General features: G+C 56.3%; 23 protein-coding genes. 11 read left to right on the forward strand and 12 right to left on the reverse strand.

All coding sequences use genetic code 11. The annotated features are described in order from the left end of the window. Nucleotides 1-188 precede the first annotated feature (188 nt). Complete coding sequence (locus tag IQ265_RS12550) at nucleotides 189-590, forward strand: fasciclin domain-containing protein (RefSeq protein ID WP_106903506.1); 402 nt, start codon at nucleotides 189-191, stop codon at nucleotides 588-590. A 137-nt stretch (nucleotides 591-727) separates the two neighbouring features. Here IQ265_RS12550 and IQ265_RS12555 read toward each other — a convergent pair whose 3' ends face one another. The 4 genes from IQ265_RS12555 to IQ265_RS12570 all read right to left on the reverse strand — a co-directional run bounded on the left by IQ265_RS12555 (nucleotide 728) and on the right by IQ265_RS12570 (nucleotide 4,697). Further along, nucleotides 728-2,107 (reverse strand): FAD-containing oxidoreductase, encoded by a 1,380-nt coding sequence (locus tag IQ265_RS12555; protein WP_194054038.1) that lies wholly within the window; start codon nucleotides 2,105-2,107, stop codon nucleotides 728-730. Further along, nucleotides 2,107-2,565 (reverse strand): DUF4126 domain-containing protein, encoded by a 459-nt coding sequence (locus IQ265_RS12560; RefSeq protein ID WP_194054040.1) that lies wholly within the window; start codon nucleotides 2,563-2,565, stop codon nucleotides 2,107-2,109. Before IQ265_RS12560 ends, IQ265_RS12555 begins: the two co-directional genes overlap by 1 nt. Nucleotides 2,566-2,910: 345 nt before the next feature. Continuing rightward, nucleotides 2,911-3,369: a hypothetical protein gene (locus tag IQ265_RS12565; RefSeq protein ID WP_194054042.1), complete on the reverse strand. Its 459-nt coding sequence runs from the start codon at nucleotides 3,367-3,369 to the stop codon at nucleotides 2,911-2,913. A 173-nt stretch (nucleotides 3,370-3,542) separates the two neighbouring features. Further along, nucleotides 3,543-4,697 (reverse strand): pentapeptide repeat-containing protein, encoded by a 1,155-nt coding sequence (locus IQ265_RS12570; protein WP_194054044.1) that lies wholly within the window; start codon nucleotides 4,695-4,697, stop codon nucleotides 3,543-3,545. A gap of 475 nt (nucleotides 4,698-5,172) precedes the next feature. On the opposite strand from IQ265_RS12570, the gene IQ265_RS12580 reads away from it, so the two are divergent. After that, a complete protein-coding gene (locus IQ265_RS12580; protein ID WP_194054048.1) occupies nucleotides 5,173-5,478 on the forward strand; it encodes a hypothetical protein in 306 nt (101 codons plus the stop codon). Between the two features lie 82 nt (nucleotides 5,479-5,560). Here the strand turns inward: IQ265_RS12580 and htpG are convergent, their stop codons facing one another. Beyond that, nucleotides 5,561-7,540, reverse strand: coding sequence for a molecular chaperone HtpG (htpG, locus tag IQ265_RS12585; protein ID WP_194054050.1), 1,980 nt, complete (start codon nucleotides 7,538-7,540; stop codon nucleotides 5,561-5,563). A 265-nt stretch (nucleotides 7,541-7,805) separates the two neighbouring features. Here htpG and IQ265_RS12590 point away from each other — a divergent pair, with 265 nt between their 5' ends. Further along, the gene (locus tag IQ265_RS12590) at nucleotides 7,806-9,410 is read left to right on the forward strand and encodes an alanine/glycine:cation symporter family protein (protein ID WP_228037850.1); all 1,605 of its coding nucleotides are present in this window, start codon (nucleotides 7,806-7,808) and stop codon (nucleotides 9,408-9,410) included. Between the two features lie 229 nt (nucleotides 9,411-9,639). On the opposite strand, the gene IQ265_RS12595 is transcribed toward IQ265_RS12590, so the two are convergent. Together IQ265_RS12595 and IQ265_RS12600 are read right to left on the reverse strand one after the other, a co-directional pair. Beyond that, nucleotides 9,640-9,867: a hypothetical protein gene (locus IQ265_RS12595; RefSeq protein ID WP_194054052.1), complete on the reverse strand. Its 228-nt coding sequence runs from the start codon at nucleotides 9,865-9,867 to the stop codon at nucleotides 9,640-9,642. A gap of 162 nt (nucleotides 9,868-10,029) precedes the next feature. Next, nucleotides 10,030-10,461, reverse strand: a complete 432-nt coding sequence (locus IQ265_RS12600) for a universal stress protein (protein WP_194054054.1) — start codon at nucleotides 10,459-10,461, stop codon at nucleotides 10,030-10,032. A gap of 677 nt (nucleotides 10,462-11,138) precedes the next feature. Between IQ265_RS12600 and IQ265_RS12605 the strand changes: the two genes are divergently transcribed. Together IQ265_RS12605 and IQ265_RS12610 are read left to right on the forward strand one after the other, a co-directional pair. Next, nucleotides 11,139-14,129 (forward strand): ATP-binding protein, encoded by a 2,991-nt coding sequence (locus IQ265_RS12605; RefSeq protein WP_228037851.1) that lies wholly within the window; start codon nucleotides 11,139-11,141, stop codon nucleotides 14,127-14,129. Further along, nucleotides 14,107-16,329: an EAL domain-containing protein gene (locus tag IQ265_RS12610; RefSeq protein WP_194054056.1), complete on the forward strand. Its 2,223-nt coding sequence runs from the start codon at nucleotides 14,107-14,109 to the stop codon at nucleotides 16,327-16,329. Before IQ265_RS12605 ends, IQ265_RS12610 begins: the two co-directional genes overlap by 23 nt. 5 nt (nucleotides 16,330-16,334) lie before the next feature. Here the strand turns inward: IQ265_RS12610 and IQ265_RS12615 are convergent, their stop codons facing one another. Both IQ265_RS12615 and dnaA read right to left on the reverse strand, forming a co-directional pair. Further along, on the reverse strand, nucleotides 16,335-16,928 hold the full coding sequence (locus IQ265_RS12615; protein WP_194054058.1) for a YdeI/OmpD-associated family protein: 594 nt from the start codon (nucleotides 16,926-16,928) through the stop codon (nucleotides 16,335-16,337). Between the two features lie 83 nt (nucleotides 16,929-17,011). Next, on the reverse strand, nucleotides 17,012-18,427 hold the full coding sequence (gene dnaA, locus IQ265_RS12620) for a chromosomal replication initiator protein DnaA (RefSeq protein ID WP_194054060.1): 1,416 nt from the start codon (nucleotides 18,425-18,427) through the stop codon (nucleotides 17,012-17,014). 413 nt (nucleotides 18,428-18,840) lie between these two features. On the opposite strand from dnaA, the gene def reads away from it, so the two are divergent. From def to chlP, 3 genes are all read left to right on the forward strand, one after another. Then, a complete protein-coding gene (gene def / locus IQ265_RS12625; RefSeq protein ID WP_194054062.1) occupies nucleotides 18,841-19,410 on the forward strand; it encodes a peptide deformylase in 570 nt (189 codons plus the stop codon). Nucleotides 19,411-19,545: 135 nt separating this feature from the next. Further along, nucleotides 19,546-19,908, forward strand: coding sequence for a hypothetical protein (locus IQ265_RS12630; RefSeq protein ID WP_194054064.1), 363 nt, complete (start codon nucleotides 19,546-19,548; stop codon nucleotides 19,906-19,908). A gap of 309 nt (nucleotides 19,909-20,217) precedes the next feature. Then, nucleotides 20,218-21,453: a geranylgeranyl reductase gene (gene chlP, locus IQ265_RS12635; RefSeq protein ID WP_194054066.1), complete on the forward strand. Its 1,236-nt coding sequence runs from the start codon at nucleotides 20,218-20,220 to the stop codon at nucleotides 21,451-21,453. A 309-nt stretch (nucleotides 21,454-21,762) separates the two neighbouring features. Here chlP and IQ265_RS12640 read toward each other — a convergent pair whose 3' ends face one another. From IQ265_RS12640 to IQ265_RS12650, 3 genes are all read right to left on the reverse strand, one after another. Then, the gene (locus tag IQ265_RS12640) at nucleotides 21,763-22,146 is read right to left on the reverse strand and encodes a HEPN domain-containing protein (protein WP_194054068.1); all 384 of its coding nucleotides are present in this window, start codon (nucleotides 22,144-22,146) and stop codon (nucleotides 21,763-21,765) included. Then, a complete protein-coding gene (locus tag IQ265_RS12645) occupies nucleotides 22,118-22,447 on the reverse strand; it encodes a nucleotidyltransferase domain-containing protein (RefSeq protein WP_194054070.1) in 330 nt (109 codons plus the stop codon). The genes IQ265_RS12640 and IQ265_RS12645 overlap by 29 nt, the downstream gene beginning before the upstream one ends. A gap of 148 nt (nucleotides 22,448-22,595) precedes the next feature. Next, nucleotides 22,596-23,759, reverse strand: coding sequence for a GuaB3 family IMP dehydrogenase-related protein (locus IQ265_RS12650; protein ID WP_194054072.1), 1,164 nt, complete (start codon nucleotides 23,757-23,759; stop codon nucleotides 22,596-22,598). Between the two features lie 179 nt (nucleotides 23,760-23,938). On the opposite strand from IQ265_RS12650, the gene IQ265_RS12655 reads away from it, so the two are divergent. The 3 genes from IQ265_RS12655 (at nucleotide 23,939) to IQ265_RS12665 (ending at nucleotide 26,414) form a co-directional block, all read left to right on the forward strand. Further along, complete coding sequence (locus tag IQ265_RS12655) at nucleotides 23,939-24,643, forward strand: TrkA family potassium uptake protein (RefSeq protein WP_194054074.1); 705 nt, start codon at nucleotides 23,939-23,941, stop codon at nucleotides 24,641-24,643. Between the two features lie 3 nt (nucleotides 24,644-24,646). Next, a complete protein-coding gene (locus tag IQ265_RS12660; protein ID WP_194054076.1) occupies nucleotides 24,647-25,819 on the forward strand; it encodes an anhydro-N-acetylmuramic acid kinase in 1,173 nt (390 codons plus the stop codon). A 133-nt stretch (nucleotides 25,820-25,952) separates the two neighbouring features. After that, nucleotides 25,953-26,414 (forward strand): hypothetical protein, encoded by a 462-nt coding sequence (locus IQ265_RS12665; RefSeq protein ID WP_194054078.1) that lies wholly within the window; start codon nucleotides 25,953-25,955, stop codon nucleotides 26,412-26,414. The last annotated feature ends 294 nt before the right edge of the window (nucleotides 26,415-26,708 follow it).

A 26,708-nucleotide genomic window follows, 5' to 3' on the forward strand; every position in this document is an offset into this window, starting at 1 on the left:
ATAGATGGGTGGATGAGTGGATGAACAAGGGTAGGCAATGCAAAATTCAAAGTTCAAAATGAACTTCCCTTTTGAATTTCGCATTGATCATTTTGAACTTTTCCTGCCGCAGGTTCTTCACGCTCTAACCCATCCACCCGCCTACCCGCCCACCCGCCTACCCGCCCACCCCCTACCCATCCACCCCTATGCCTACCATCGTCGATATCGCCGTCAATAACGAAGGCTTCTCCACTCTGGTCGCCGCCGTTCAGGCCGCTGGATTGGTCGAAGCGCTGCAAAGCCCTGGCCCCTTTACCGTATTTGCGCCCAACGATGACGCCTTCGCCAAACTGCCCCCCGGTACGGTGCAAACCCTGGTGCAAAACCCGCCCCAGCTAGGCCGCATTCTCAAATTTCACGTGGTGTCTGGCAAGTACACCAAGGACGAGTTGATCAAGCTGGGCACGGTGGAGTCGCTGGAAGGCGCGCCGATTCCGATCGATGGTACTGAAGGATTTGAGGTCAAAAATGCCACGGTGCTTGCCGCCGACATTGAGGCCGACAACGGTATCATCCACGTGCTGGATAACGTGATTCTAATGGGGTAAGTTCGCGGCGTGGCTGCGTTCTATACTGCCATTGGGAGTTTGTTAACTCCTAGGGTTTACCTCAAAATTCACCTCGATTAAGCAATCCGGCGCTGCGGAGCCAGCCGTTTGGGCTTAGCCAGGCTGGCGAGACTTGCCTAGGTTGCTGGCTGCATAGCACCTATAACCGTTGGAATCAGCTCGGATACCGTGGGGTGAATCGGTACCGCCCACTGCAGCGTGGCGTAGGGCTGATCGGCGTTCATGATATCGAGAATTCCGTGGATGGCCTCATCGCCGCCCGTACCCAAAATCGCAGCCCCCAGAATGCGCTGGGTTTCGGCATCGGCCACAACTTTGATTAAGCCCTGGGTTTCGCCCTTCTCGATCGCCCGGCCCACCTGTGTCATCGGTCTGGTGCCGATGACCAGTGGACGGCCTGCAGCACGCGCTTGAGTCTCGGTCATGCCGACGCGCCCAAGGGGTGGGTCGATGTAAAGCGCGTAACCGGGAATGCGATCGCTCACCCGCCGAGCCTCGCCATTGAGCAGATTAGCCGCGACAATCTCAAAATCGTTGTAGGAAGTATGGGTGAAGGCACCCCGGCCATTGCAGTCGCCCAAGGCCCAGATGCCCGGCACGCTGGTGCGGAGCTGATCGTCGACCGTGATGTAGCCGTGCTTGTCTGTGGCTATACCAGCGCGATCGAGGCCCAGATCATCGGTATTGGGTTGACGCCCCACCGCCAACAGCACATGACTACCCACGACCTCCGGCTCTCCCTCAGTGCAGTTAAGTTGTACGGCTACCCCCTCAGCGTGGGGAGCAAAGGCAATACACTCCGCTCCAGTGCGCACCTGTACACCCTCGGCCTCAAGAATCTCTTCAATGGCGGCAGATATATCCTCATCCTCGCGGGAAACCAGGTGCGGGCCTTTCTCAACTACCGTTACCGCTGCCCCGAAGCGACGGTAAATCTGGGCGAACTCCAGACCAATGTAGCTGCCGCCTATCACCACCAAGTGACGAGGCAGACTGTCGAGCGCCAGCATTGAGGTGTTGGTGAGATAATCAATTTCGTGTATGCCGGGCATTTCGGGCACCCGCGCCCGCCCGCCGACGTTAATAAAAATTTGCGGCGCGGTCAGGAGTTTGTCGCCAACCCGCAGGGTGTTTGCGCTTTCAAATTGGGCCTGACCATGGAACACGGTCAGATGCTCCATGCTGCCAAGCCAGGCCTCGACCCCGCTGCGAGAGTTCGCGACTATGGCATTAGTCCGCGCCTTGACCTGGGCCATATCGACCTCGATCGCGCCCGAGATTACCACGCCGTAGTCGGTGGCGCGGCGGGCTAAGTGCGCGGCGTAGGCGCTGGCGACCAGGGTTTTGGTCGGTGTGCAGCCGGTGTTAACGCAGGTACCGCCCAACAGATGCCGCTCAACTAGCGCTACGGTCATGCCTGCTGCGGTCAGTCGTCCGGCCAGCGGTGGCCCGGCCTGACCAGCCCCAATGATCACCGCATCAAAGGATTGAGTCATTACAGCAGCCCCACAACTAAAACTGCACCGACGACGGCGATCGCATCTTCGATCAGCGCCGCCGGTAGGTCACGGCCCAAAGCGGTCGCAAGCCGCGATCGAGCTGCCGCACCGCCTAGCGTGCCAATCACCGCACCCACCGCACCCGCGACAAGCCCACCTACCCAGGTGCCGCCTGCCAGGGCGATCGCCGCCCCTGAGATCGCTCCACTGAGAATGCGAGCACCAAACTGGACCGGCACCTTACGACTGGGCGTAAAGGGCAGTTGATCGGTGACGAATTCGCCCAGCGCCAGCGCTGACAAGATCCAGGGGGTGAAGCGGTAGCCCAAAAAGGCGAGCCAGCTGCCGTCGAGGTTGAGGTAGCCCAAGTAGGCGGCCCAGCTGACGGCAGCGATCGCGGTCATGGTGCGTAGACCGGCAATAATGCCAATCAGCAGCGCCAGCAAATAAACCATAGGGCAGCCTCAACGGTTTTGCATCTAACACATTACGTCTAGCTTTCAGGCTATTGAATTCACAACTCAAAAATAGACCGATGCCGATTTTAGCGATCGCTCACAGCCTGCTGGCGCAAATTTTGGTAACTGAAGATTAAGAATAGACTAATCGATTCGGGAACTGCGATGGCGAAATAATGGCATACATACTCAGTGGAGTCAACGACTGTTGTGATAAAAGCCTTAGCTTATTCAAATATCGTTACTCTTAATGTCTCAGGAGCTTAGAGATGTTTGCTAAGTTGCTCAATTCAAAACGGCAAAATAGTTCGTTTTTGTGAAACTCTCACCACAGAAAACCGACTAATCAATGAATAGTTCTAGGGGGTTATACTCGATCGCAACCCTGTCTCCATACTGGATGTTGGGTATTGGTGGCGCGATAATTTCAAGGATAGATAGGTTTTGAAAGTTGCGCTTTTTGGTCTCTGGGTGAGGATAGTAGATCCAGCTGTCATAGGCTGAGTCTTCAAGCAGAAGCCGACAGCGCGAGAAAGAGAAATCTTCGGGAGGATGGCGATCGGTCCACTCGACCTGGCGAAAGGTGAATTTAGGATTGGTGAGCTGAAAGGTGTGAGGGCTAATGGAAACGTTGAGTGTTCCTGGAAAGTAGCCTGACAAGTCTAAGCCCAAAGCTTTGAAGAAAGGCGTTTGCATTTCAATGGTTCCAGCCGGATAGGGGCGATCGAGAGCAGCCCCGGAGGCTACCTGGTGCCCCTGCTGGATGATGCCATTTACCTTTTGCCAAGTGCGATCAGTCATCTTGAAGAACAGGTTGAGGAACTTGCCATGGCCAGGAACCACTAAAGATATAGCAATCAGGAACAATATTAGTGAAGGTGGCGACGGCTTTGTAGTGGGTCTTTGTAGGAAATGTTTCGCTAAGCAAGATTCGACTGTGGATTAGGATATCAGCATAAAAGACATCCTAATTATCAACCCTCAACTTTCTGAAAATCAACTTCAAACTTCTCGCAGTCGCGATTTGAATCTAAAGCCATCCCTTTAGGAAGAATAGTGTTGCAAAGGAGAGCTTGGGAGATCTGATTTAGGGTAACATGCGAAAGACTAAGATCCGTATTAATCAATGCTGTTCCCTTAAGAACAGCATTATCAAAATTAGCAAGATCAACAATAGAACCGCTAAGAATTGCTCCGGACAATTGAGCACTGCTTAAGTCAGCGCCGACAAGAATGGAATTACTAAGATTAGTACTAAATAGAAGACAGCCAGCCAAAGAGGAGTTCCCTATGTTAGCATTCCTGAGGTCTGCATTACTGAGATCCGCTCTGCTGAGATCCGCTCCAGTTAAATCTGCCTTGCTCATATTTGCTCCATTTAAGACTGTTCCACTGAGGTCAGCGAACATAAGATTTGCTTCGCCCAAGTCGGCATGGCTAAGACGGACACCTATTTTGCTAATCACTTCTGTCTCAATCAAAAAACGAACTACACTACTTTTCCGTTCTCCATCATCTGAAAATCGTCGCAAGACAGAAAGTGTTCGCGCCCTGATGACAGCCTTAGCTGCATTAAGTTGATTGAGTTGCTCTTCAGTAACTTCATGCCTTTCTCGACTAGCAATCGATAGCAATTCACCATTGATCAAGAGAGTGGAAATTCGGTCAAAGTAAATTTGAATAACTTCCTCTTTAGCTTTTTCTTCATCACGTCTATTTTGTTCCTGTTGCTGAGTCCTTTCACGTTCTCGCAGCAATTCTCGCTGTTTATCTTCTTGATTTTTCTGGCGATTTTGCAAGAAAAAACTAAAAATTACCAATGACAAAGGGATTATTAGCAACTCAAGCCAATCCCAAAACGTCTTTTGGCTTAGTCCAAACCCACTAGGCCATAGAATCGGTTGTAGTACAGTAACGAGTATTATCCCAGTCATAACTGATAAGGCAATCAGCACCACTCTGGAATGCTTTTTCAATCGTCTTTTACCACGTCCTTTTGAGTCAGTGCGGTACTGCCTCAGCCGACTCCCAAAAAATTGAAAATGCATATATTTAGCGAAGTCACTTGTGGGATAGGCAAAACCCAGATCGGCCATTTTAACTACAAAAAAGTGATTTGACTTGCCCACAGATCTTTACAAATTGGTAATCCTTGAATGGATTGGTTATGCTTGGCGAACACCGTAGATGAGGTAATCATCCAATCTATGGCTTCCAATATTAATCGTCCTCATCACAATCTGAAACATAGCGCAAAAAATCCCCAGGCTGTGCGTTAAACGTTTTACAGATTGCATCCTGGGTTTCTTTAGACGGAAATGCGTCTGGGTTGTTGTAGAGCCTATAAGCGGTCGCTTGAGACAGCCCAGTAGTCTTCCAGAACTCATAGGCATTCTTACAGCCCTGAGCAGTGACAAATTCGGCAATGGTGTTGACTATACCCATCCCATGAAAGTATCACCTCTGCGGTAAGACTATGTTTGCTTGATGGGTATTCCTGTGCGATGATTATAACCACTGGATGGCAATATTTTGTACAGTCATCCACAAAAATGCAAAGCCCAGTCCTTGGGCCTGGAAAACTTCGGGACTGGGCGACTCACTATGGAGCTAAAACCCATGATGCCAGAGACAAGACAAAGCGATCGCCTGATCACCCTAGCTCAAGCGACATTTCTGCCCGACCCTGAACCGCAGCAACCCTTGATCGACTTGAGAGATCAGCCATCTCCCGACATATTGCGGCTACTGGCGATCGGCTCACCCCCAGTCGTCAACGGCTGTGTGATCACCCTCTATCGCCTAGGCTACGCCCGCCCCGAAGAATGGTCGCGGCCATTGCCCACCGTCAACCCCAACGAAGTCATGCGAATACTGACCAAACGCATGACCCTGTTCGAGCAAGAGTGAGAATAGACAGGTTTGGCCTGTAAAAACAAAAAGACCTCCGGGTTCTTTAAGAACCCGGAGGTCTGGCTACAGAAGGAGTTTTTTATCGCTCAGTCAGCTTGGTCAGCAGCGTGTTCGATCGCTCCACGTAGGCCTTCATGCCATTGGCATCAAACCCTTTCTGGGCCATTAGCGCCGTGTCGTAGACCTGGTTGCAGATCATCGTCGCCATATCGCCTGCCGGGGAGCTGCCGCCGTCGGCCCCAATAATCGTGCTCTGGCTCAGGCTCAGCAGGTTTTGAATCAGTGGGTGGGCGGTGTTCACCATCAGCACGTGGTCGTCGGGGAACTGCATCTCCTGCTGCTGAATCATCGCCATGGTTTCCTGCATGCGGCGGGCCTCTTCGGGCAGCAGCACCATGGCCGGAGGTGCGCCCTCGCCCTTGAGCGCCTGGGGTTTGACATTCACGCGGGGGCGGTTGATTGCCTTCTCGAACATCTCCTTGATCTGATCGTCGCGGGTTTTGTTGGTAGTGGGGTCAACAATTTCGCTCTGCTGCTCTTTGTCGAGCAGGGTATCGTCTAGATCGGCATCAACGCGGGTGAATTTGACATCCGAATACTCCCGCTCCAGGGTAGGAATAAAGTGGGTGTCGATGAACGAATCCATGAACAGCAGCTCCAGGCCCTGGCTCTTGAATAGCTCAATGTAAGTAGCCTGGGAGACTTCGTCGGTGGCGTAAAAGACGCGATTTTCGTGTTTGTCTTTGTTGCGCTCCAGGTACTCTTGCAGAGTGGTGTAGAAGTTGCCCTTGGCGTCGGTGGCGGGCTTGGCGGCCTCAGAGACTTCGGCCCAGGCGTCGCCCTCGTCGGTTTGCACTTCGACTTTGGGGGCTTCCTCAACATCGCCCAGTTTGGCGGTGGTGCGGAAGATGAGAATGTCTTTGACCTGCTCTTTGAACTTGTCGTCGTTGAGGGAGCCAAACTTGACGAAGTTGCCCAGGTCTTGCCAGCTAGCAATGTACTTGGCGGGGTCGTCGCGGTACAGGGCCTTGAGGCTGTCGCCCACTTTTTTGGCGATGTAGTCGGCGATGCGGCGCACGGTGCGATCGCCCTGCAAGAAGCTCCGGCTCACGTTGAGCGGAATGTCGGTGCTGTCGATGACGCCACGCAGGGGCAGCAGGAAGCGGGGTACAACCTCTTCGCAGTTGTCGGTGACGAACACCTGGTTGCAGTAGAGCTTAATGCTGCTCTTGGTGATGTCGATATCGGGCTTGAGCTTGGGGAAGTAGAGAATGCCGTTGACCACAAAGGGGTAGTCAGTGTTGAGATGAATCCACAGCAGCGGGTCCTCCTGGAAGGGATAGAGGTAGCGGTAGAACTCTAGATAATCGTCGTCGGTAAGGCTGCTGGGCGACTGCTTCCAGGGGGCTTCGTGCTTGTTGGCCACCTCGCCGTCAATTTTGATCGGCACCGGCATGAAGTCGCAGTAGGTTTTAATCAACTGCCGAATGCGGGCGGGCTCTAGATATTCTTCTTCGCCCTCCATCAGGTGCAGGATGATGGTGGTGCCGACGGTGCTGCGCTCCGAGGCACTCAGCTCAAACTGGGTCGAGCCGTCGCAGCTCCAGTGCACCGCTTCGGCCCCCTCTTTGTAAGAGAGGGTGTCGATCTCGACGGTGGAGGCCACCATAAACGAAGAGTAAAAGCCCAGGCCAAAGTGGCCGATGATCGGGTCTTCGGCGGCACTGTCTTTGTACTTAGTAATAAACTCTTCGGCGCTGGAGAAAGCCACCTGGTTGATGTACTTTTTGATCTCATCGGCGGTCATGCCGATGCCGGTGTCAGCGATGCTGAGGGTTTTTTTGTCTTTGTCGAATTTGATTTCGATTTCGGGGCTGCTGATGTCGCCCGAGTATTCGCCCGATCGCGCCACCATGGAGAGCTTTTTGATGGCGTCTACGGCATTGGAGACCAGCTCGCGCAGAAAGATTTCGTGCTCGGAGTAGAGCGCCTTTTTGATAATCGGAAAAATATTCTCGGTATGGATCGAGATATTGCCCTGTTCCAGAATCGTCGTCATGGCGGTTCGGTAGTGGTTCAGCTAGTGGTTACTCTAAGGGCAATTCTTGACCCAGACGGCGAAATTCACAAGCGGCGATTTCTGTACTGCGAGGTTCGGTTGCCCCTACTGGGGGAGGCAGAGAGTGACTGAAGTAACAGTAGGCCCCGCCAAAAATTGCTATCTGTACCTGGTATAAGTAAAAGTTTTATGTACAGATTCCCGGCGATCGCCCTCCTTTTGGGGTATAAAACGCAGCATTACATTCCCCTACCACCAGACCTCTATGAGCCCTACCAAGAGACTGCCCTCCGCTCAGCCCGCTGTGGCGACCCCGCCTAACCGTACCAGGCAATCCCCCAACCATCGCCGCCCCTGGGGAATGCTGGGGCTCGCGGCGGTGCTGCTGCTGATCATCGTTCCTCCGGCCCTGGCCCAGGAGGGGACGGCTACGGGGGTAGACGCCATCTTTGCGCCGATTGTCGATGTCATGGCGCTGCTGCTGTTCTTCCCTGTCGGCGGCGAGAACGGATTTCCGTTTATTGTGCTGTGGCTGTTTGTGGCGGCGCTGTTTTTTACCGTTCGCATGGGATTTATCAACCTGCGGGGCTTTAAGCACGCCATTGAGGTGGTGCGAGGCCGGTACGACGACCCCCACGACGAGGGCGAGGTGTCGCACTTTCAGGCCCTGGCTACGGCGGTTTCGGGCACGGTGGGGCTGGGGAATATTGCCGGGGTGGCGATCGCCATTCAGCTCGGCGGCCCTGGGGCGATGGTGTGGCTTACCCTGGCCGGGTTCTGCGGTATGGTGACCAAGTTTGTGGAGTGCTCACTGGCGGTGAAGTATCGCCGTGTCGAAAACGACGGCACTGTGCTCGGCGGCCCCATGTACTACATGACGCGAGGGCTAGCCCCCAAGGGTATGCGGCCCCTAGGGCAGGGCTTGGCGGTGCTGTTCTGCATTCTCTGCCTGGGGGGCAGCCTGGGCGGCGCGAACATGTTTCAGTCGAACCAGGCCTACGCCGCCATCTCTAGCCTAATTCCAGGCCTGCCCGCCTGGGTGTTTGGCCTGATCTTGGCCTCTCTGGCGGCCTTCGTCATCATCGGCGGCATTCGCCGCATTGGCGCGGTGGCCGAGAAGCTGGTGCCTGCGATGGCGGCAATCTACGCGATCGCCTGCATTTTTGTGATTGTGGCCAACATTGGCCAGGTGCCCGCCGCCATTGGCACCATTTTCAGCGAGGCCTTTGCCCCCACCGCCGCAGTGGGCGGCATTGTCGGGGTGATGGTGCAGGGTATTCGCCGCAGCTCGTTCTCCAACGAGGCGGGGGTGGGGTCGGCCCCCATCGCCCACGCAGCCGCCCGCACCGACGAGCACATTCGCGAGGGCATTGTGGCCCTGCTGGAGCCCTTCATCGACACCATCGTGATCTGTAATATGACGGCGATCGCGATCGTGCTGACCGGCGTTTACCAAAACACTGGCGAAGAACTTAGCGGTGTCGCCATGACGGCCAGCGCCTTCGAATCGGTAATTGGCTGGTTCCCCATCGTGCTCAGTGTTGCGGTCTGCCTGTTTGCCTTCTCCACCATTATTTCCTGGAGCTACTACGGCATTCAGGCCTGGGCCTACCTGTTTGGCGAGCGCACCACCATTGTGTTCAAGGTCATTTACGTGGTTTGCACTTTCCTGGGCACCCTTACCAGCCTGGGGATAATCATCGACTTCAGCGACCTGATGCTGCTGGGTATGGCCTTTCCCAACCTGATCGGCTGCTACATTCTCTCCAACGAAATTGCTGGCGACTTAAAAGACTACTGGCAGCGGCTGAGCACTGGCGAGATGCAAACCTACAGCCCGGTTGCGGTTAGCTCTTCTGACGAGTCTTAACTAGGGGTAAATGCCAGCAGTTCCATCCCAATCCGAGTTGATTCGCAAAGGGGAGAACGGGTAAGCTGCCCGTGCAGGCGAAACGCTTGCCCTACGTATTTCACAACTCACGCGCGATCGCCGTAAAAAACTTGCGCGCCTGTAGCGTTTTAATACTGTGCTTTTTGGCTATTAACTCATGTCCTAAGCTCCTGGGCCTAACGCAGTATTGAGCACGATGGCTTGATGGTTATTGAGGTAGTTCAGCGCAGGGTTCTACCTCACCGCAAACCTGATCATTTTTACGAGCCTGCTCCAAATTAATAATGAACTGACGCCGCAAACGAGGCGGTGTAGCCTGATAGTCACCGTACAGTTTGCAAAACCGCCAAAACTTTTCCAGCGTTGCCCAGGGACGACTGTTAACCGCGATCGGGTCCAGCGCTTCTGAGGTTTGACCTATAGAAAGCCACAGCATACTTACCTCCAGTACTAGGGCTGCTATTTTTTTAGCTGCCCCAATCCTAAAGTGCCCCCGCTTAGGTAACAAAAGACAGCCTCGATAGCAACCATGCAAAAACACGATAGTTCCATCCCAGGCCAATGGAGCTATCGTCTGAAGGTGTGTCGCCAGGGTGTATTAATGGCGCAGAACCAAGACTGGGCAGCGAGCAAATCGCACCACCCGCTCAGCTACAGACCCCAGAAAAAATCTGGATAGCCCCGTTCGGCCCCGTGAAGAAATGACGATTAGATCAATGGCATTGGCCTCGGCATAGTCAATAATTTCAGAGCTGGGGTTGCCAATCTTCACCGTAAACTTGATGCGCTCATAAGCTTGACCAGCAAATTTTTCGTGAAATAGAGCTTTAATGTGGTCAATGCGAGTTTGGTCATCCACCGTTTGCCAAACCATACCCGGTTGAGTTGGCTCCAGCGACGAGAGCACGTGGATGACGTGAATATTAGTAGTCGCGTCTCCAAAAGAGGCGAGGGCTTTGTTCAGGGCGCGATCGGCCTCTTCAGAGAAGTCGATGGGAACCAGAACGTTGTCGCTAGCAAATAACGTCATAGAGCGATCCTCTTATAGCTACAAAAACAGAACTATTGGCGTCAATAAGGGGTTTAAACATCCTCAGGTTACAGTCAATAACAGGTTTTCTAAACCTGCGGCGGAAAAAATAGGCCAAAAACTGGACCAATGGCCACAGTCTAAAACGAACTTAGACACTGTCCTGTGTCATCTGTTTCGATTTGTCAACAAACTTTTGCAGCTAGTGGGCAGGCCCTCTGGGTGCAACCAGCGGTCGAGACGGCGATGGCGGCATCGACTTACCCTTTTCTGAAGAAGCCAAAGCGTTTGCCAGTCAAGGGTTACGAGAAGACAATCAGGGGTTTTATCAACCGCCAAAGTCAATCTCTGAGCCTAGTATCAGGAGTAATACTAGACTGGTTCACCAATGTTTCAAACAGCTCTGTAGGTTAACTTCTTTAATCAAAGTGGGTTTTACGACCCTATGGGCACCTTAAAGTCAGGGAGTGGCTGTGCCGGGTTGGTTTAGAGGCAGCCGCTACCATCAATTCAAACGGTTTGAGACACTGATAACGACCCAGACCGATTTGAGTTCAAGCCGTTGTCAGTGGGGATAGCGCATGCAGCAGTCAGGGTCGATGGGGGAAGCATTGGGAAAATTGTCGCTGCCGCAAAAAGCCTTAAAACAGAGACAGAGTAGCCTCGGCTTAGGGATTTTGCTGCTTTTAGGCGTGCTGGGCAACTACTTTCGCTGGTCGTTTTTCTTTCACATCGACTTTTTGTTTGGCACCATTGCGGTTTGGCTGGTGCTTAGCTTCTACGGAATGCGCTGGGGTGCGATCGCCGCCCTGACTGCCGCCAGCTGCACCTATTTTTTATGGAATCACCCCTACGCCATTGTCACTTTCGCGGCGGAGTTTTTGGTGGTGGCGGGTTTGGCCCTGCGCCGCCACCAGCACAACCTGGTGCTGCTCTGTGCCCTGTTCTGGGTGGTGCTGGGCATACCGCTGGTGTGGTTGTTCTACAACCAGGTGTTGGGGTTAGACCCCAACCAAACCCAAATTATTGCGCTCAAGCAGGCGGTCAACGGCATTTTTAATGCCTTAGTCGCCAGCCTGCTGCTGGCCTATACCCCCCTATACCGATGGCTGGGGCGACCTCAGTCGACTAGCGCTCTATCGCTCCAGCAGACGCTGTTTAACCTGCTGGTGGCCGCCGCTTTCTTTCCTACCCTGCTGTTAATGGCGATCAACAGCCATCGGATTGTGGCCAACATTGTGAGTGAAGAACAGATTCACCTCAACCTCTTCTCTCAACCCCTGGCGGCTCGCATTGACAGCTGGTATGACCGCCATACCAATGCCACGACAACCCTGGCTCAGATTGCCGCTGAGGCGGTGGCTACGTCTTTACCGGCTCAGGCCGTCCAGGCCCAGGCTGAGACTATTCAAGCGCTGATCTCAGATTTTCAGCATCTGGTTGTGACCAACGGTGCCAATCAAATTGTGGCCCAGGCCGATAGCGATCACGGCACTAGCCACGTGCTCCGCATTCCCTTTGCCAGCTACAGCGCCCCCGCTTCCGAGCCAGTCTTCTCCGCCGATCGCCTGGGAGCCGATGCCCGTCAGGAGAATACCGTTTTGCTGAGCCAGTCGGTTCTCAACCAGGGACGGGTTGAAGGCCGAGTTTGGGGTGAAATCGACCTGACCAGCCTGCAGACGATGATGGCCGAAACCGCCACCGCGCTCAATTTTCGGGTGACATTAGTCGATCGCAATCATCGGGTACTGATCAGCACCGATTTAGAAGAACCCTGGGGCACTCTGTTTGACCTCCGCCAAACCGGCGACGTTATTCACCTCAGTGATGACACCTATCAGTGGTTGCCTCGCTTGGGCAGTAACCTCTACGCTGTGCGCTGGCGAAATTCCCTGTTTGTGCAAGAGACACCCCTGCCGGCGATCGCCGACTGGACGTTGATCATCGCGTCAGCGGCCCAGCCTCAGGTCTATCGCGTGCAGCAGGAGCACACCAAAAGCCTGCTGATTTTGATGGGGGTGACGGGGATGGCGCTGGCCATTGCCACCTGGCTCAGCCGGCGGTTTGTCGATCCGATCGTTGAGCTGGCCCAGGTGACCACCAACCTGCCAACCCAGGTACAGGAGCGGCGGGTGGTTCACTGGCCCAGCAGCCCGGTACTGGAGCTGCGATCGCTGGTGCAAAACTTTCAGCAGATGGCCACCACCCTGACCCAAAAATTTCAGGAACTGCAGCAGGCCAAGCAGACAGCCGAAGTGGCTAACCAGGCCAAAAGCGAATTTTTGGCCAACATGAGCCACGAGCTGCGCACGCCCCTCAACGCCGTGCTGGGCTTTACTAACCTGCTGCGCCGCCAGCCCGATTTAGCCCCGCACTATGCCGAGCTAGACCTGATTAAATCGAGCGGCGAACACCTGCTAGAGCTGATTAACGATGTGCTCGACCTGGCCAAAATTGAAGCGGGTCGCCTCACCCTCAACACTACGGCCTTTAGCCTGCCGGATTTGATTGCCAACCTGGAGAGCATTTTTTCGCTGCGGGCCAAGACCAAGGCGATTCACTTCACCATCGAGCGCGGGGCTGACCTGCCGCAGTTTATTCAAACCGATGAGCGCAAGCTGCGCCAGGTGCTCATGAACCTGCTCAACAACGCAATCAAATTTACCGAAGCGGGCCATGTCACCCTGCGAATTTTACAGGCAACTGCCCCCGATCCGCAAACTTACAGACTGCGGTTTGAAGTGATTGACTCTGGCCCTGGCATTGCCCCTGAGGAGCTAGGGCTGTTGTTTCAGGCTTTTTCTCAAACTAAAACCGGGCGGGTTAGTCAGGAGGGCACCGGCCTGGGGCTGCGAATTAGCGATCAGTTTGTGCAGCTGATGGGGGGCACGATCGAGGTGCATAGCCAGCCCGGGCAGGGGTCACAGTTTAGCGTGATGGTGCCGGTGCAGCGGGCTACCGCCGATCAGCTGCCCTCGCTCCCCCTGGTGCGTCAGGCCACGGGGCTGGCCCCTCACCAGCCGCTCTACCGACTGCTGGTGGTCGATGACCAGTTCAGCAATCGCCGGTTGCTGCGGCAGTTTCTAGTCGATTTTGGGTTTGAGGTGCGCGAAGCCTGCAACGGCCAAGAGGCGATCGCCCAGTGGCAAACCTGGCAGCCCCACCTGATCTGGATGGATATGCGCATGCCGGTGATGGATGGCTATGAAGCCACTCGCCAGATTAAAGCGCAGATGCAGGGTCAGGCCACCGCCATTATTGCGCTCACCGCCAGCGTTTTTGATGAAGAAAAATCGCTGGTGCTCTCGGCGGGCTGCGACGACTTCATTCGCAAGCCCTTTCAGCCAGAGGTGATTGTCGATAAGCTGGGGCAGCACCTAGGGGTGGAGTTTACCTATGCCCGGCTCGAGACCGATGTGGTAGTGGACGCACCTGGGGCTGTTGACCTGCCAAAGGGTAGTCTAAATGAGATGCCTGCGGCCTGGCGCGATCGCGTCTACCAGGCCGCTACCCAGGCCGACCAGCAAACTCTACTGCGGCTGATAGAGGCCCTGCCACCCGCTCAAGCGGCCGTTCGTCAAACCCTGCACCGCTGGATCCACAGCTTCCAGTTTGACAAACTTATGACCCTCACCCTCGGGGACGATGAGCACCACCTGCAGCCTTAAGCCCGTTATTCTAATTGTCGATGACATCCCCGACAACCTGCATCTGCTGACGCGGGAGCTATCTGCCCAGGGGTACGAAACGCGGGGTGTGCTCACCGGCACCATGGCGTTAACGGTGGCCCGATCTACCCCCATCGACCTGATTTTGCTCGATATTATGCTGCCCGATATGGACGGCTACACCGTCTGTCAAACCCTCAAGGCAGACCCAGCCACCGAAGCGATTCCGGTCATTTTTCTCAGCGCCCTAGACGAGGCCCTAGACAAGGTCAAAGCGTTTACCGTGGGCGGTGTTGACTACGTAACCAAACCCTTTAAGACCGTTGAGGTGATGGCCAGGGTCAGCACCCAGCTGAGCCTCAGGCAGGCCCAGCTGCAGCTACAGCAGTTTAACCAGGAGCTAGAAAACCAGGTGCAGCAGCGCACCCACGAACTGGGTACCACCAACCAATCGCTGCAGGCAGAAATTCAGGTGCGGCGACAGGTCGAACAAGACCTGCGCAATAGCGAACTGCGCTACCGGCTGATTGCCGACCACATGGGCGACTTAGTCTGTCTGCACGACCCGGCCGGGCAGTTTCTCTACGTCAGCCCGTCGGCTCAAACCCTGCTAGGCTACGCCCCCGAAGCGCTCGTCGGCAAATCGCTCGCCGACTTTTGCCACCCCGACGATATGCAATACGTGCAAATCTACTTCCAAGCGCCCCTAGAATCTGCTCAGGTAATGCCCCTCTGCTACCGATTTCGTCGCCAGTCGGGGCGCTATCTCTGGCTTGAGACCCTGACTAAGCCAGTACTCGACGAAACTGGGCAGATCACAAGCACGGTCACCAGTTCCAGAGATGTTACCCGCCGGGTCAAAATTGAGAAGCAGCTGCGCTACGATTCGCTCCACGACGCGCTCACCCACCTGCCCAACCGTGACTGGCTGGCCAAGCGCCTGGAGCTAGAAATTATGCAGTGCCACCGCTACAGCCAGACCTGCTTTGGCCTGCTGATGATCGACCTCGATCGCTTTAAGGCGGTCAACGACAGCCTGGGGCACCTAACCGGCGACAAATTGCTGATCGCCGTAAGCAGCTTGCTCAAGAGCTGTGTTCGCGATGTCGATATGGTGTCGCGCTGGGGCGGCGATGAATTTGTAATTTTTCTAGACCGAATTACCGATTTAAAAGAAGCGATTCAGGTGGCAGAACGGATTAAAACCGTGCTTGAAAGCCCAATCGAAGTAGACGGCAAAATCATTTTCACCTCGGCTAGCATTGGCATTTTGATGGGCAACAACGCCTACAGAACCAGCAACGAAATTTTTCGCGATGTCGATATTGCGCTGCACCGGGCTAAGGCTTTGGGCCGCAACCGCTACGAAATTTTTGGCCTCGAAATGTATCAAGAAGCGATCGCGCTGCTCAACCTGGAAAACGATCTGCGCCTAGCGATTCGGCAGCAGGACTTTATCACCTATTACCAGCCCATTATTTCGCTATCCGCCCAGGCGCTGCTGGGGTTTGAGGCCCTGGTGCGCTGGCAACACCCCAGTCGGGGGCTGATTATGCCGGGCGATTTCATCGACCTGGCCGAAGACACGGGGCTGATCAAAGCGGTTGGGATCCAAGTTTTGCGCCAGGTGTGCGAAACCATTAAGCAGTGGGAAAACGACTACTCCCTAGACCCGCATTTTCGCATCAGCGTCAATGTGTCGGGGCAGCAGTTTCGCGACGCCAACTTCATCGCCACCCTCGATCAAATTTTGGCTGAAACCGGCGTGCGAGGCGATCGCCTCAAGCTAGAAATTACCGAGCGCGTTTTGCTGGAGCAGTCGGGCAGCATTGCCCAAACCCTGGCCGAAATTACCGCCCGAGGCATGCAGCTCAGCATTGACGATTTTGGCACCGGCTACTCGTCGCTGCGCTACCTCAGCCAGTTTGCCGTCCAAACCCTCAAGATCGATCGCTCTTTTATCCACCAAATGCAGCCCCGCCGTCAGGGCATTGTGCAGGCCATTGTCGACCTGGCCCACAACCTGGAGATGGACTGCATCGCTGAAGGGGTGGAGACAGAAGAGCAGCGATCGCAGCTGCTGCAGCTCGGCTGCGAAGCCGCCCAGGGCTACCTATTCTCTCGCCCTCTGCCGCTGGCGGCGGCCAGCGAAACGCTTCAGCGCTGGCTCTATCCAAAGGGTGAGAGGGGCTTGGCCTGACCGCGCTAGCTGCGCTTGGGCCAGCTGTTGGCGCGAATGTTTTGCGCGGCTAAGTGAACGGTTTCGGCAATGCGGCGATCGCGGGTTTCGGCCCGCTTAGCGCTGGCAATCCACTCCAAAATGCCGCGCTTAGCCGATCGAGGAAACGCCTCAAAATTGGCCTTGGCTGTGGCGTTAGCCGCCAGCGCCGCCGCCAGATCCGCTGGTATCTCCAGCCGCTCGATCGCATCGAGCTTTTCCCACGAGCCGTCTTGCTTTGCCGCCTCAAGTTTAGCTAGCCCAGGGGGCATCATCAGCCCCGCCGCCGTCAAGGCCTCAATGCGCTGTTTATTCAGCGCCGACCAGCCGGTACCCGGCTGGCGCGGGGCCATCCACAGCATGGTGCGCTCGTCGTCGAGCCTGTTGGGCTTGCTGTCAATCCAGCCAAAGCACAGCGCCTCCTCGACCACATCGTTGTACGAGACGTAGGGTTGGCCGGGCTGTTTTTTATAGGTAATCAGCCAGATTCCCTTGCTGCGGGTGTGGTTTGCCGCCAGCCAGTCGCGCCACTGGGTACGGCTTTCAACCTGAACGGCATTTTCGAGTGGTTCAGCGACCATGACGGCAACGGAAAATCGGGTTTTCCCTATTCTAGGGCCACCCTTTTCTGACAAGGCCGCTTCACTCCCTCCCGCTGGCTCACCTAGCCCCCACGCTCGGCCATGGTAATGCGATCGCCCAGTTGTCGAATGGTCTGGGCCAGATCTAAATCGCGCTTGAGCAGCTTTTCAATTTTGGTGTAGCTGTAGAGCACGGTGGTGTGGTCTTTACCGCCAAAGGCATCACCAATTTTGGGCAGGCTGAGGTCGGTGTGTCGCCGCATCAGGTACATGCCCACCTGGCGGGCCTGGCTGATCTCGCGTCGCCGAGACGAGCCTTTGAGGTCGTCTACCGAGACGCCAAAATGCTCGGCGACGGCGGCCACCACGGCCCCAGGAGACGCCTCGATCTTATCGGCGGGCGGGTTGAGCACCGCCATCAGATTCTCCACAGTCATGGGCAGGCCCGAAATCGAGGTGTAGGCGATCGCGCGAATCAGCGCTCCCTCCAGCTCGCGAATGTTGGAGGTGTAGCTGGCGGCAATGTACTCGATCGCCTCGCGGGGAATCTGCACCTGCTCGTACTCTGCCTTCTTTTGCAGAATGGCGATGCGAGTTTCGTAGTCGGGGGCCTGAATATCGGCAATTAGCCCCATCGAGAAACGCGAGATCAGTCGGTCCTGCAGGCGCAAAATTTGGTTGGGGGGGCGATCGGAGGCCAGCACAATCTGCTTGCCCGCTTCGTGCAGCGTATTGAAGGTGTGGAAAAACTCCTCCTGGGTGTACTCCTTGCCCTCAATAAACTGAATGTCATCCACCAGCAGAATATCCACATCCCGGTAGTGGGAGCGAAAGTGCTGCATACTGTCGCGGCGAATGGCGGTAATCAAGTCATTGGTGAACTGCTCGGTAGACACGTAGGCCACCCGCGCCTGGGGGGCAATTTCCTGGCGGTAGTGGCCAATCGACTGCATCAGGTGGGTTTTGCCCAAGCCCACCCCGCCGCACAAAAACAGCGGGTTAAACTCGCGCCCCGGCGCTTCGGCCACGGCCAGGGCCGCCGCGTGGGCCATCCGGTTGTTGGCCCCCACCACAAACCGCGAAAACACCGCTTTGGGGTTGAGGTCGTTGTAGTTTTCCTGGGCGGGGGCCGGCTCAACTACCGCAGCCTGGCGAGCGGGCGGTGCGGGCCGCGTTGGCAGGGATGGCGACTGGGTGGGCCAGTTGACTTCGGCCATGGGCAGCAGGGCAGCGGAGGCATTCTCCCCCTCGGGCACCACGGTGACCTGAAGCTCAATGGCCTTGCCCAAAATATTGTTGACCACTTGGGTAATGGTGCCCGCGTAGTGCTTTTGCACCCAGTTGCGGGCAAAGGGGTTGGGGGTTGAAATCACCAGGGCGCGATCGCTCAGCGTTTGAGCCTGGGCGGGCTTGATCCAGGTTTCAAAGGTGGGGCGGCTCAGCTCCACCTGAAGCTGGCTCAGCACCTCTTCCCACAACCGATTTAGGGCCTGATCCACGGTTTACCTCTTAAAGAACCGCTGCCCAAGGGCAGACATATCGCAGGGTTAGTCAATCGGGCCACCACCTCCAGCCCGTTAGCATTCTGACACCAGAACTGGGCACCAGAATTGGGTTTTCCAAGAGGTGTAGCCGCTCTCCCGAAACCTGACCTCAAACTGGAGCAGCCCAGCCGTGGCGGCATCGGGGATCTTTAGGGTACTAGATATATGGCTAAAAAATGTCCCTGATTCCACATATAGCGTTTTGACAAAAATCGGATCCCGTTGTGCTCCAATTGAGTCAGACGCCAGAGGCATCCTGCTGGTCTATTGAAGCACAGGTCTCCAGCCCGCGGGGCGCATGTATACAATGACTACAGTATTTATAACTGCCCCCAACTCATTCTCCTTACTCTGCGAGGGCCGAGACCATGCCAGACCCCTCCCAACCGCCCCAGCCCCAGCCCTCAGGGCCTGCGACCCAGGTGTTAACCCTGGGGCATCCGGTGCTGCGCCAGGTAGCTCAACCCGTGGAGTCATGGGCTGACCCACTGCAGCAGCTCATCGATTGTCTGCTGCAGACCATGCAAGCGGCCAACGGCGTCGGCATTGCCGCCCCCCAGCTGGGCCACTCGCTGCGGGTTCTGGTGGTGGCTTCGCGCCCTAACCTGCGCTATCCCCACGCCCCCCTGATGGAGCCTGTGGTGATGATCAATCCCCGATTGGTAGCTGCCAGCGATGAGCTAGAGCTGGGCTGGGAAGGCTGCCTCAGCGTACCGGGGGTGCGCGGCCGGGTGCCCCGCCATCGAGTCATTGAGGTGGAGTACTGCGATCGCTACGGGCAACCCCAGCGCCAGGTGTGGGAAGGCTTTGTGGCCCGCATTTTTCAGCACGAGGCCGACCATCTAGAGGGCAAGGTATTTCTCGACCGGGTGCAGGCAGAGACCGATCTGATCTCGGAGGAGGCCTACCAGGCGATAGAAATTGCTGAACTGGGTTGATGCAGCGGTTTTAGCTCATTTCTGAAGACTATCCAATAGAACCAGGACTATCCTCAATCGTTCAATTACCCTGGTACCTCTGGCTAGACAACCCTGGCTAGATATGCTGGCTAAGCCAAGGCCAAAGGAGGCAGCTTGAGTTCTGATTTTCAACCCCGGATCGTCCGGATCGATATGCTGGACACCGACTACGCCAAAATCGCGGCGGGGGAAGCCATTCCCGACGACAAAAAACAGCGGCTCTCCCAGGACAGCTACGACTTCAACCGCCTGGGTAAACACATTGCCCGCTATCGCTACGGCAACCTTGACCAGCAGGGCCAGGACGACGTTCTCTGCACCCTGGGCACCACCGCTGGGCTGTTCACCCTGGCCGATACCGAAGCCATGAACGATCGCCTCCGCCAGACGGGCCGCTTCTACCTCACTCCCGGCGAACGCCAGCAGGTAATCAACTGGCTCGTCGACGAGTTAGGCGTCGATTTAGAGGCCGAATAAGCCCATCTCCTCAGACTATGAGCCTGCGGCGCGTAAGCTGTCCGTCTGCTTACCCATGCCCAAGTAGGAGGAATGCCGTGGCAGCAAAGGTGGACGCCAAAATTTTGGAGAACCCTTCTCCTCTATCTCCCTCACCCCACCACATCCATAGAATTTTCTCTAGCAAGAGAATAGGTCGGTGCCCGATGGGGATAACTCAATGTAAACGAGTGTTTCAATCAAGTTACAACCCGTGAGGGTGGCCCAAAATGCCCAAAATCCCGTGATACGATTCATCCGTAGCTTTTTGCAATAGTGGAGTAGGCACCCTTGGTACTTCGGGTAGCAGTAGTAGGATCAGGTCCGGCAGGCTCCTCGGCAGCCGAGACATTAGTTAAAGCCGGTATTGAAACGTACCTTTTCGAGCGCAAGCTCGATAACGCTAAGCCCTGTGGTGGGGCTATTCCCCTGTGCATGGTTGACGAGTTTGACCTGCCGCCTGAAATCATCGATCGCCGCGTGCGCAAGATGAAGATGATTTCTCCCTCCAATGTGGAGGTCAACATTGGCAGCACCCTCAAGGATGAGGAATACATCGGCATGTGCCGCCGCGAAGTGCTGGATGGGTTTCTGCGCGATCGCGCCGCCCAGCACGGAGCCAAGCTGATCAACGGCACCGTTCACACCCTCGAAATTCCCACCACCGAGAATGGGGCCTATACCCTGCACTACACCGAGCACCGCGAGGACGGGCTGGTGGGCGACAACCGCTCGCTCCAGGTGGATCTGGTGATTGGGGCCGACGGGGCCAACTCGCGGGTGGCCAAGGCGATCAAGGCCGGGGATTATAACTATGCGATCGCCTTTCAGGAGCGCATTCGCCTGCCCGACGACAAAATGGCCTACTACGAAGACCTGGCTGAGATGTACGTGGGCAACGATGTCTCCCCCGACTTCTACGCCTGGGTGTTCCCCAAGTATGACCACGTCGCGGTTGGCACCGGCACTATGCGCGTCAACCAGGCCAAGATCAAAGGCCTCCAGGCGGGCATTCGCGCCCGCGCCGCCAAGCGCCTAGAGGGCGGCGAAATCATCAAAGTCGAAGCCCACCCCATCCCCGAGCACCCCAGACCCCGCCGCGTCGTCGGTCGGGTAGCCCTGGTAGGCGATGCCGCCGGTACCGTCACCAAATCCTCCGGCGAGGGCATCTACTTCGCTGCCAAGTCGGCCCGCATGTGCGCCGAAACCATTGTGGAATTTTCCAATAGTGGTGCTCGCATTCCTACCGAAGCCGACCTCAAGGTCTACCTCCAGCGCTGGGATAAGCAGTACGGCATTACCTACAAAGTGCTCGACCTGCTGCAGACGGTGTTCTACCGCTCCGACGCCACCCGCGAGGCCTTTGTCGAAATGTGCTCTGACATGGATGTGCAGAAGCTCACCTTCGACAGCTACCTCTACAAGACCGTAGTGCCCGCCAACCCCCTGGTGCAGATGAAAATCACCGCCAAAACCGTGGGCAGCCTAATTCGCGGTCATGCGCTAGCGCCAACTCGGAGCTGGTAGCGCCCCAGTAGATCGCGATCGTTCGGTTCCTTTCTAACCCCTTGAGAGATTGGCTTTGACAAATATTTGTCAAAGCCAATTTTTTTGGTGGCGGTCTCATTCGGTCTGCCATTCTTGCTCAGTGCTAGAAACCAGCCTCAAGATCTGCTACGGCTCTAGCACCGCCCTGTTTGGGGTGCTAGCCACCCACCGCCCCTAGATCGACCCAAAGTAGCGAGGCCAAGAAACCGGGTTTCTAGGGTGTCTGCCAGAGTTGACTGGCGATCGCCTAAAAGAAACCCGGTTTCTCTTTCGGCGTCTTAGCCTCTCTCATGCCAGTCCCAGGCTTTGCCGCACGGCCTGCCGCACCTCGGCACACAGTTCGTACATTTCTTCTGCCACCTCTTGGTCAGCGGCGAAACCTGGATAACGAACTTCAACAGCGAAGTCAGTTAGCAGTGCTAAGGCTGGGCGAAAACGCTCCCACTCAGGCTCTGCAGGATTAAGTAGCGTTAGCAGAGCCGTCAGGTCATGGATTTTAGGGAAGGGAATGTCAGCGGCCAGCAGCCTTGCTTTGAGATATTTTTCGACACACTGCTGGGTGTGGAAACAAACGGCATCGTAATTTGGCATTTGCTTAACCTGCAATTCTCGGCTAGCTGTGCCAAAATCTCCCTCTGCCTTGTCAATCCACTCTTGTAATGTTGCTGTCATACAGCACTTTACCGTTGTTAACGATATCTTCTAAAAAAAAGTCCTGCATGGCCAAACGCTGAGTCAAGTATTCAGGAGTTCGCACCAACAAATCAAGTGCAAACCCCGGTCTAACCTGACAACGGATCTCTGCTGCTTTGCGAGCCGGATAGCCATCAAAGGGCAAAACTACTAGTAGATCGACATCGGAGTCGGCAGTGGGTTCGCCGTAGGCATAGGAGCCAAACAGAATGATGCGATCGGGGTTGAACTGCTCGGCGATTTGCCGACCCAGTGCTTCGATCTGCTGCATATCAACCATGGGTGATCTCCAGCTCCTTCACCAATTCTGCCATAGCTGCCAATGCCAAAACCTGGGGAGAGACCCTAGAGACCATACGAATAATGGCTTTGGTGAATCTAGATTCACCAAAGCCATCTCTTAACTATTAAGTCTCTGCCAGATCTACTTATTTACCCATGCCCAGCTGCTGGGCTTTTTGGTAAACCTTGCCTTCGGTCAGCAGCGAAGGGGCAATCACCACCTCTACCTGCTGCATTTCTTTGAGATCTTTGGCTCCCAGGGTGCCCATGCTGGTTTGCAGCGCCCCTAGAAAGTTGTGGGTGCCGTCGTCGAGCTGAGCCGGGCCGCGCAAAATTTGCTCTAGGCTGCCGGTAGTGCCTACCTTAATGCGGGTGCCCCGAGGCAGCACCGGGCTGGGAGTCGCCATCCCCCAATGGAAACCGCGACCCGGCGCTTCGGCGGCGCGGGCAAAGGGTGAGCCAATCATCACGCCATCGGCCCCACAGGCGATACATTTACAGATGTCGCCGCCGGTGACTAGACCACCATCGGCTACGATCGCCACATAGCGGCCAGTTTCGGCAAAAAAGTCGTCGCGTGCAGCGGCGCAGTCAGCCACCGCTGTCGCTTGGGGAATGCCAATACCCAGCACCCCCCGCGAGGTGCATGCGGCCCCTGGGCCAATGCCAACCATCACGGCAGCGGCTCCGGCTTTCATCAAATTGAGGGCGACCTCGTAGGTAACGCAGTTGCCCAAGATCACCGGCATGGGCATTTCGGCGCAGAAGGCGGCCAGATCAAGGGGGCTGATTTCGGCGGGCGACAGGTGGGCCGTAGAGACCACCGTGGCCTGTACAAACACCAGGTCAGCCCCCGCCTCGGCCACGGTAGCGCCAAAGCGGGCGGCTCCGGCCGGGGTTAGGCTCACCGCAGCAATGCCGCCGCCCGACTTAATTGCCTGAATGCGCTGAGTAATCAGCTCGGGCTTAATCGGTTCAGAATAGAGAGACTGCATCAGCCCCACAAACTCGTCTTTGCCCACCGAGGCAATTTGATCGAGAATGGGGTTGGGATCATCGTAGCGGGTTTGAATGCCCTCCAGGTTCAGCACCCCCAGCGCCCCTAGTTCCGACAGGCGAATCGCCATGTCTACATCGACAACTCCGTCCATGGCGCTGGCAATGATTGGAATCTCGCGCTCAATGCCGCCAATCTGCCAACGGGTGTTGGCCAGGCTTGGGTCCAGGGTTCTTGGCCCTGGTACCAGGGCAATTTCATCAATGCCGTATGCTCTGCGGACTACTTTGCCGCGACCAAGTTGTATATTCACGTCCCTCTTTACCCTCTGGGCCAAAACCATTAGGTTAGCCTAGCAAAAAAGATTTCTCGCCGTATAGTGATTGGGCTAGAACCCAGCTAGCAGTGGGGATACAGCGACGGGTGATAAGATTGTTCAGACTCGGGCCAGAGCACTACTGAGAGCACTATTTTTAGCGGGGAAAAAGGGTTGTGAATCTGTCGTCGCTGACGTTTTTGCGCAAGATGCGATCGCCCAATCGCCAGTTTGCCGTCATTGGCCTGGGCCGCTTTGGGCGGGCGGTGTGCGGCACCCTCAACAACCTGGGCTACGAGGTGCTGGCCGCCGATACCGACGAACGCCGGGTCAGCCAAGCCCTTACTGACCAGATTGCCGCCCACGCCCTGCAGCTCGACACCACCCAGCCCTCGGCTCTGCGCGAGGCGGGCATCACCGACTTCGACACCGTGATTGTGGCGATCGGTAACTATGTTGAAGAAAGCATTATCACCACCCTCAACCTCAAGGAGGCCGGGGTTAAGAATGTCGTCGCCAAGGCATCGTCAGAGATCCACGGCAAGCTGCTCGATCGCGTTGGGGCCGACCATGTAGTCTTTCCTGAGCACGAAATGGGTTGCGAACTGGCGCGATCGCTCACCACTCCCGGCATTCTCGATCGCTTTGAAATCGACCCCAACCACTGCATTGCCGAAGTGATTGTGCCCAAGGCTTTCGACCAAAAGACTATTGTTGACCTCGACCTGCGCAACCGCTTTGAGCTCACCCTGCTGGCCATCAGCCAGGACAATGACCCCGACCAGTTTGAGATCAACCCCAGCCCGGTTACCCGGCTGAAGGCGGGCGGGCTCATGGTGGTGATCGGCAGCAACAAAGGTTTAGAACGTCTACCGGTATAGCCCATGCGAGTAATTGGTTTAATTAGCGGTACCTCCGTCGACGGCATCGACGCTGCTTTGGTAGACGTGAGTGGGGAGGGATACGAACTTACCCTTACCTTAATCGACGGGCTGACCTGGCCTTACCCCGCCGAGCTGCAGCAGCAGATTTTAGCCCTCTGCTCTGGGGAAGCCGTCAGCCTAGAGAACCTAGCTCGTTTAGATGATGCCGTGGCCCACAGTTTTGCCGATGCGGCTCAGGCGCTAATGGCCCAGGCTGGCCCCGCTGAACTGGTGGCCTCCCACGGGCAAACGGTATTTCACCGCCCAGTGGGTCGTCCGGCCCTGATGCACCAGGGGCCAATTCAGCTAGGTTATACGCTGCAGCTGGGGCGTGGTGCTGTGCTTGCTCAAACCCTAGGCCTACCGACAGTCAGCGACTTTCGCCAGGCCGACATTGAGGCCGGTGGCGAAGGAGCCCCCCTAGCTCCGGTGTTAGACCTCTGTCTGCTTAGCCACCCTACCGAGCGGCGCTGCGTGCAAAACTTGGGCGGTATTGGCAATGTCGCCTACCTGCCCCCATGGGATCGCCAGGGCAAGCCGCCCAAGGTGCTGGGCTGGGATACTGGGCCGGCCAATTCTCTCATCGACATTGCCATGCACACCTTATCTGAAGGCACGCTCACCTACGATGCTGACGGAGCCTGGGCCGCTCAGGGGACACCTTGTCTGGCGCTAGTCGACGACTGGCTTGAGCACCCCTACTTCCTGCAGCCACCGCCAAAATCTACCGGGCGCGAGCTATTCGGCTGGGAGTTTTTTCAGCGGTGTCACCAGGCAGCTCAGCGGCAGGGCCTGAGTGCCGTAGACATCATAGCGACGCTAACGGAGTTTACCGCCGCTTCGGTAGCCCGTGAATATCGCGCCTTTTTGCCGGCTCTGCCCGATCGCGTGCTGGTGGGCGGCGGCGGCAGCCACAACCCGGTGTTGATGGCTCGTCTCCAGGCCCGGCTGCCGGAGTGCCCTGTGCAAACCACTGACGAGGTGGGGCTGTCGGCCAGCTACAAAGAGGCGATCGCCTTTGCCGTGCTGGGCTACTGGCAGCGCCAGGGCTTCCCTGGTAACCTGCCCACCGTTACCGGAGCCAGTGGTCCCAGAGTCCTTGGACGCCTTAGCGATCCCCTGCAGAATCCTTAAGCCCTGGGGTTATCCAGGCTCCGTGCCTCAGTCTGAACAATAGGGCGTATGCTTGAGAAGCACAGAACCAATGAACAGTGGGCCAGGCTGCCAAACAGTATCAGGGGGACGTTAATGGCTGGGGGAGCGGTGTGTGGTGCATAGCTTTTTAATTGAGCCTGGCCGGTGGACCCTGCAAGGCAGCTGGATGGAGCGCGATCGGCTGCCTACCCCAGTCAAGGGCAAGATCTTGATCGCCTGGAGTCGCGACGACTGGTTCACCATGATTATGAAGCTGGCCATACCCGATGCCCAGCCCGACGAAATGGCGCTTCAGTACCGGGGCCGACTGACCAGTGGCGACTGCCAATATACCTTCGTGCTGCAGCACAGCCTGCTGGGCCGGGTCGAGGGGGAGGGCTGGGTCGCCCCCGACTCTATTATTCAGCGGTACTGGGCGCTGGGCGATCGCCAGCGCCGCACTGGGTTTGAGACCCTCTACCGCCTCGATAGCGATCGCTACCACCTCTCCAGCGGCATTATGACCGGGCACTACCTGACCAGCGCCATGGAAGCAACTCTACACCTGCAAAGCACGCCTCCCCTGGGGCTCTAGCCCAGATTGCCACTATCGTCGCCTGGGTTAATACCCGCAATAGAATGTACTACATTGGAAACAATGTCTTTTGGCTGTAGCTGGGCATATTAACTCTATCCCAGGGCTGAGAAGTTAACCTAACCCTGGAAAGAGATCGGGGTGTACAGAGCGTTGGTAGATGGGTCGCCATTGGCTTACAGGTCGAGTTTAGGGGAGGCGAGGGATCTTGTCCTACCGTCAGCGGAGGCTCGTCGCTGCGGTTGGGTAACTTGGCTGCGTCAGCCTTTAACCAGTCCATCCCAAGAGCGAACT

The organism is Nodosilinea sp. LEGE 06152 (assembly GCF_015207525.1).
GTDB lineage: Bacteria > Cyanobacteriota > Cyanobacteriia > Phormidesmidales > Phormidesmidaceae > Nodosilinea.

Excerpts from the sequence above, each read along its gene's own strand:
- IQ265_RS12590 (WP_228037850.1), top strand. The coding sequence starts at position 7,806 with ATGAGCCCTACCAAGAGACTGCCCTCCGCTCAGCCCGCTGTGGCGACC.
- IQ265_RS12615 (WP_194054058.1), bottom strand. The coding sequence starts at position 16,928 with ATGGTCGCTGAACCACTCGAAAATGCCGTTCAGGTTGAAAGCCGTACC.
- IQ265_RS12565 (WP_194054042.1), bottom strand. The coding sequence starts at position 3,369 with ATGACTGATCGCACTTGGCAAAAGGTAAATGGCATCATCCAGCAGGGG.
- IQ265_RS12555 (WP_194054038.1), bottom strand. The coding sequence starts at position 2,107 with ATGACTCAATCCTTTGATGCGGTGATCATTGGGGCTGGTCAGGCCGGG.
- IQ265_RS12640 (WP_194054068.1), bottom strand. The coding sequence starts at position 22,146 with ATGACAGCAACATTACAAGAGTGGATTGACAAGGCAGAGGGAGATTTT.
- IQ265_RS12600 (WP_194054054.1), bottom strand. The coding sequence starts at position 10,461 with ATGACGTTATTTGCTAGCGACAACGTTCTGGTTCCCATCGACTTCTCT.
- IQ265_RS12645 (WP_194054070.1), bottom strand. The coding sequence starts at position 22,447 with ATGGTTGATATGCAGCAGATCGAAGCACTGGGTCGGCAAATCGCCGAG.
- IQ265_RS12595 (WP_194054052.1), bottom strand. The coding sequence starts at position 9,867 with ATGCTGTGGCTTTCTATAGGTCAAACCTCAGAAGCGCTGGACCCGATC.
- IQ265_RS12580 (WP_194054048.1), top strand. The coding sequence starts at position 5,173 with ATGGAGCTAAAACCCATGATGCCAGAGACAAGACAAAGCGATCGCCTG.
- htpG (WP_194054050.1), bottom strand. The coding sequence starts at position 7,540 with ATGACGACGATTCTGGAACAGGGCAATATCTCGATCCATACCGAGAAT.
- IQ265_RS12610 (WP_194054056.1), top strand. The coding sequence starts at position 14,107 with ATGAGCACCACCTGCAGCCTTAAGCCCGTTATTCTAATTGTCGATGAC.
- IQ265_RS12660 (WP_194054076.1), top strand. The coding sequence starts at position 24,647 with ATGCGAGTAATTGGTTTAATTAGCGGTACCTCCGTCGACGGCATCGAC.
- IQ265_RS12550 (WP_106903506.1), top strand. The coding sequence starts at position 189 with ATGCCTACCATCGTCGATATCGCCGTCAATAACGAAGGCTTCTCCACT.
- def (WP_194054062.1), top strand. The coding sequence starts at position 18,841 with ATGCCAGACCCCTCCCAACCGCCCCAGCCCCAGCCCTCAGGGCCTGCG.
- IQ265_RS12560 (WP_194054040.1), bottom strand. The coding sequence starts at position 2,565 with ATGGTTTATTTGCTGGCGCTGCTGATTGGCATTATTGCCGGTCTACGC.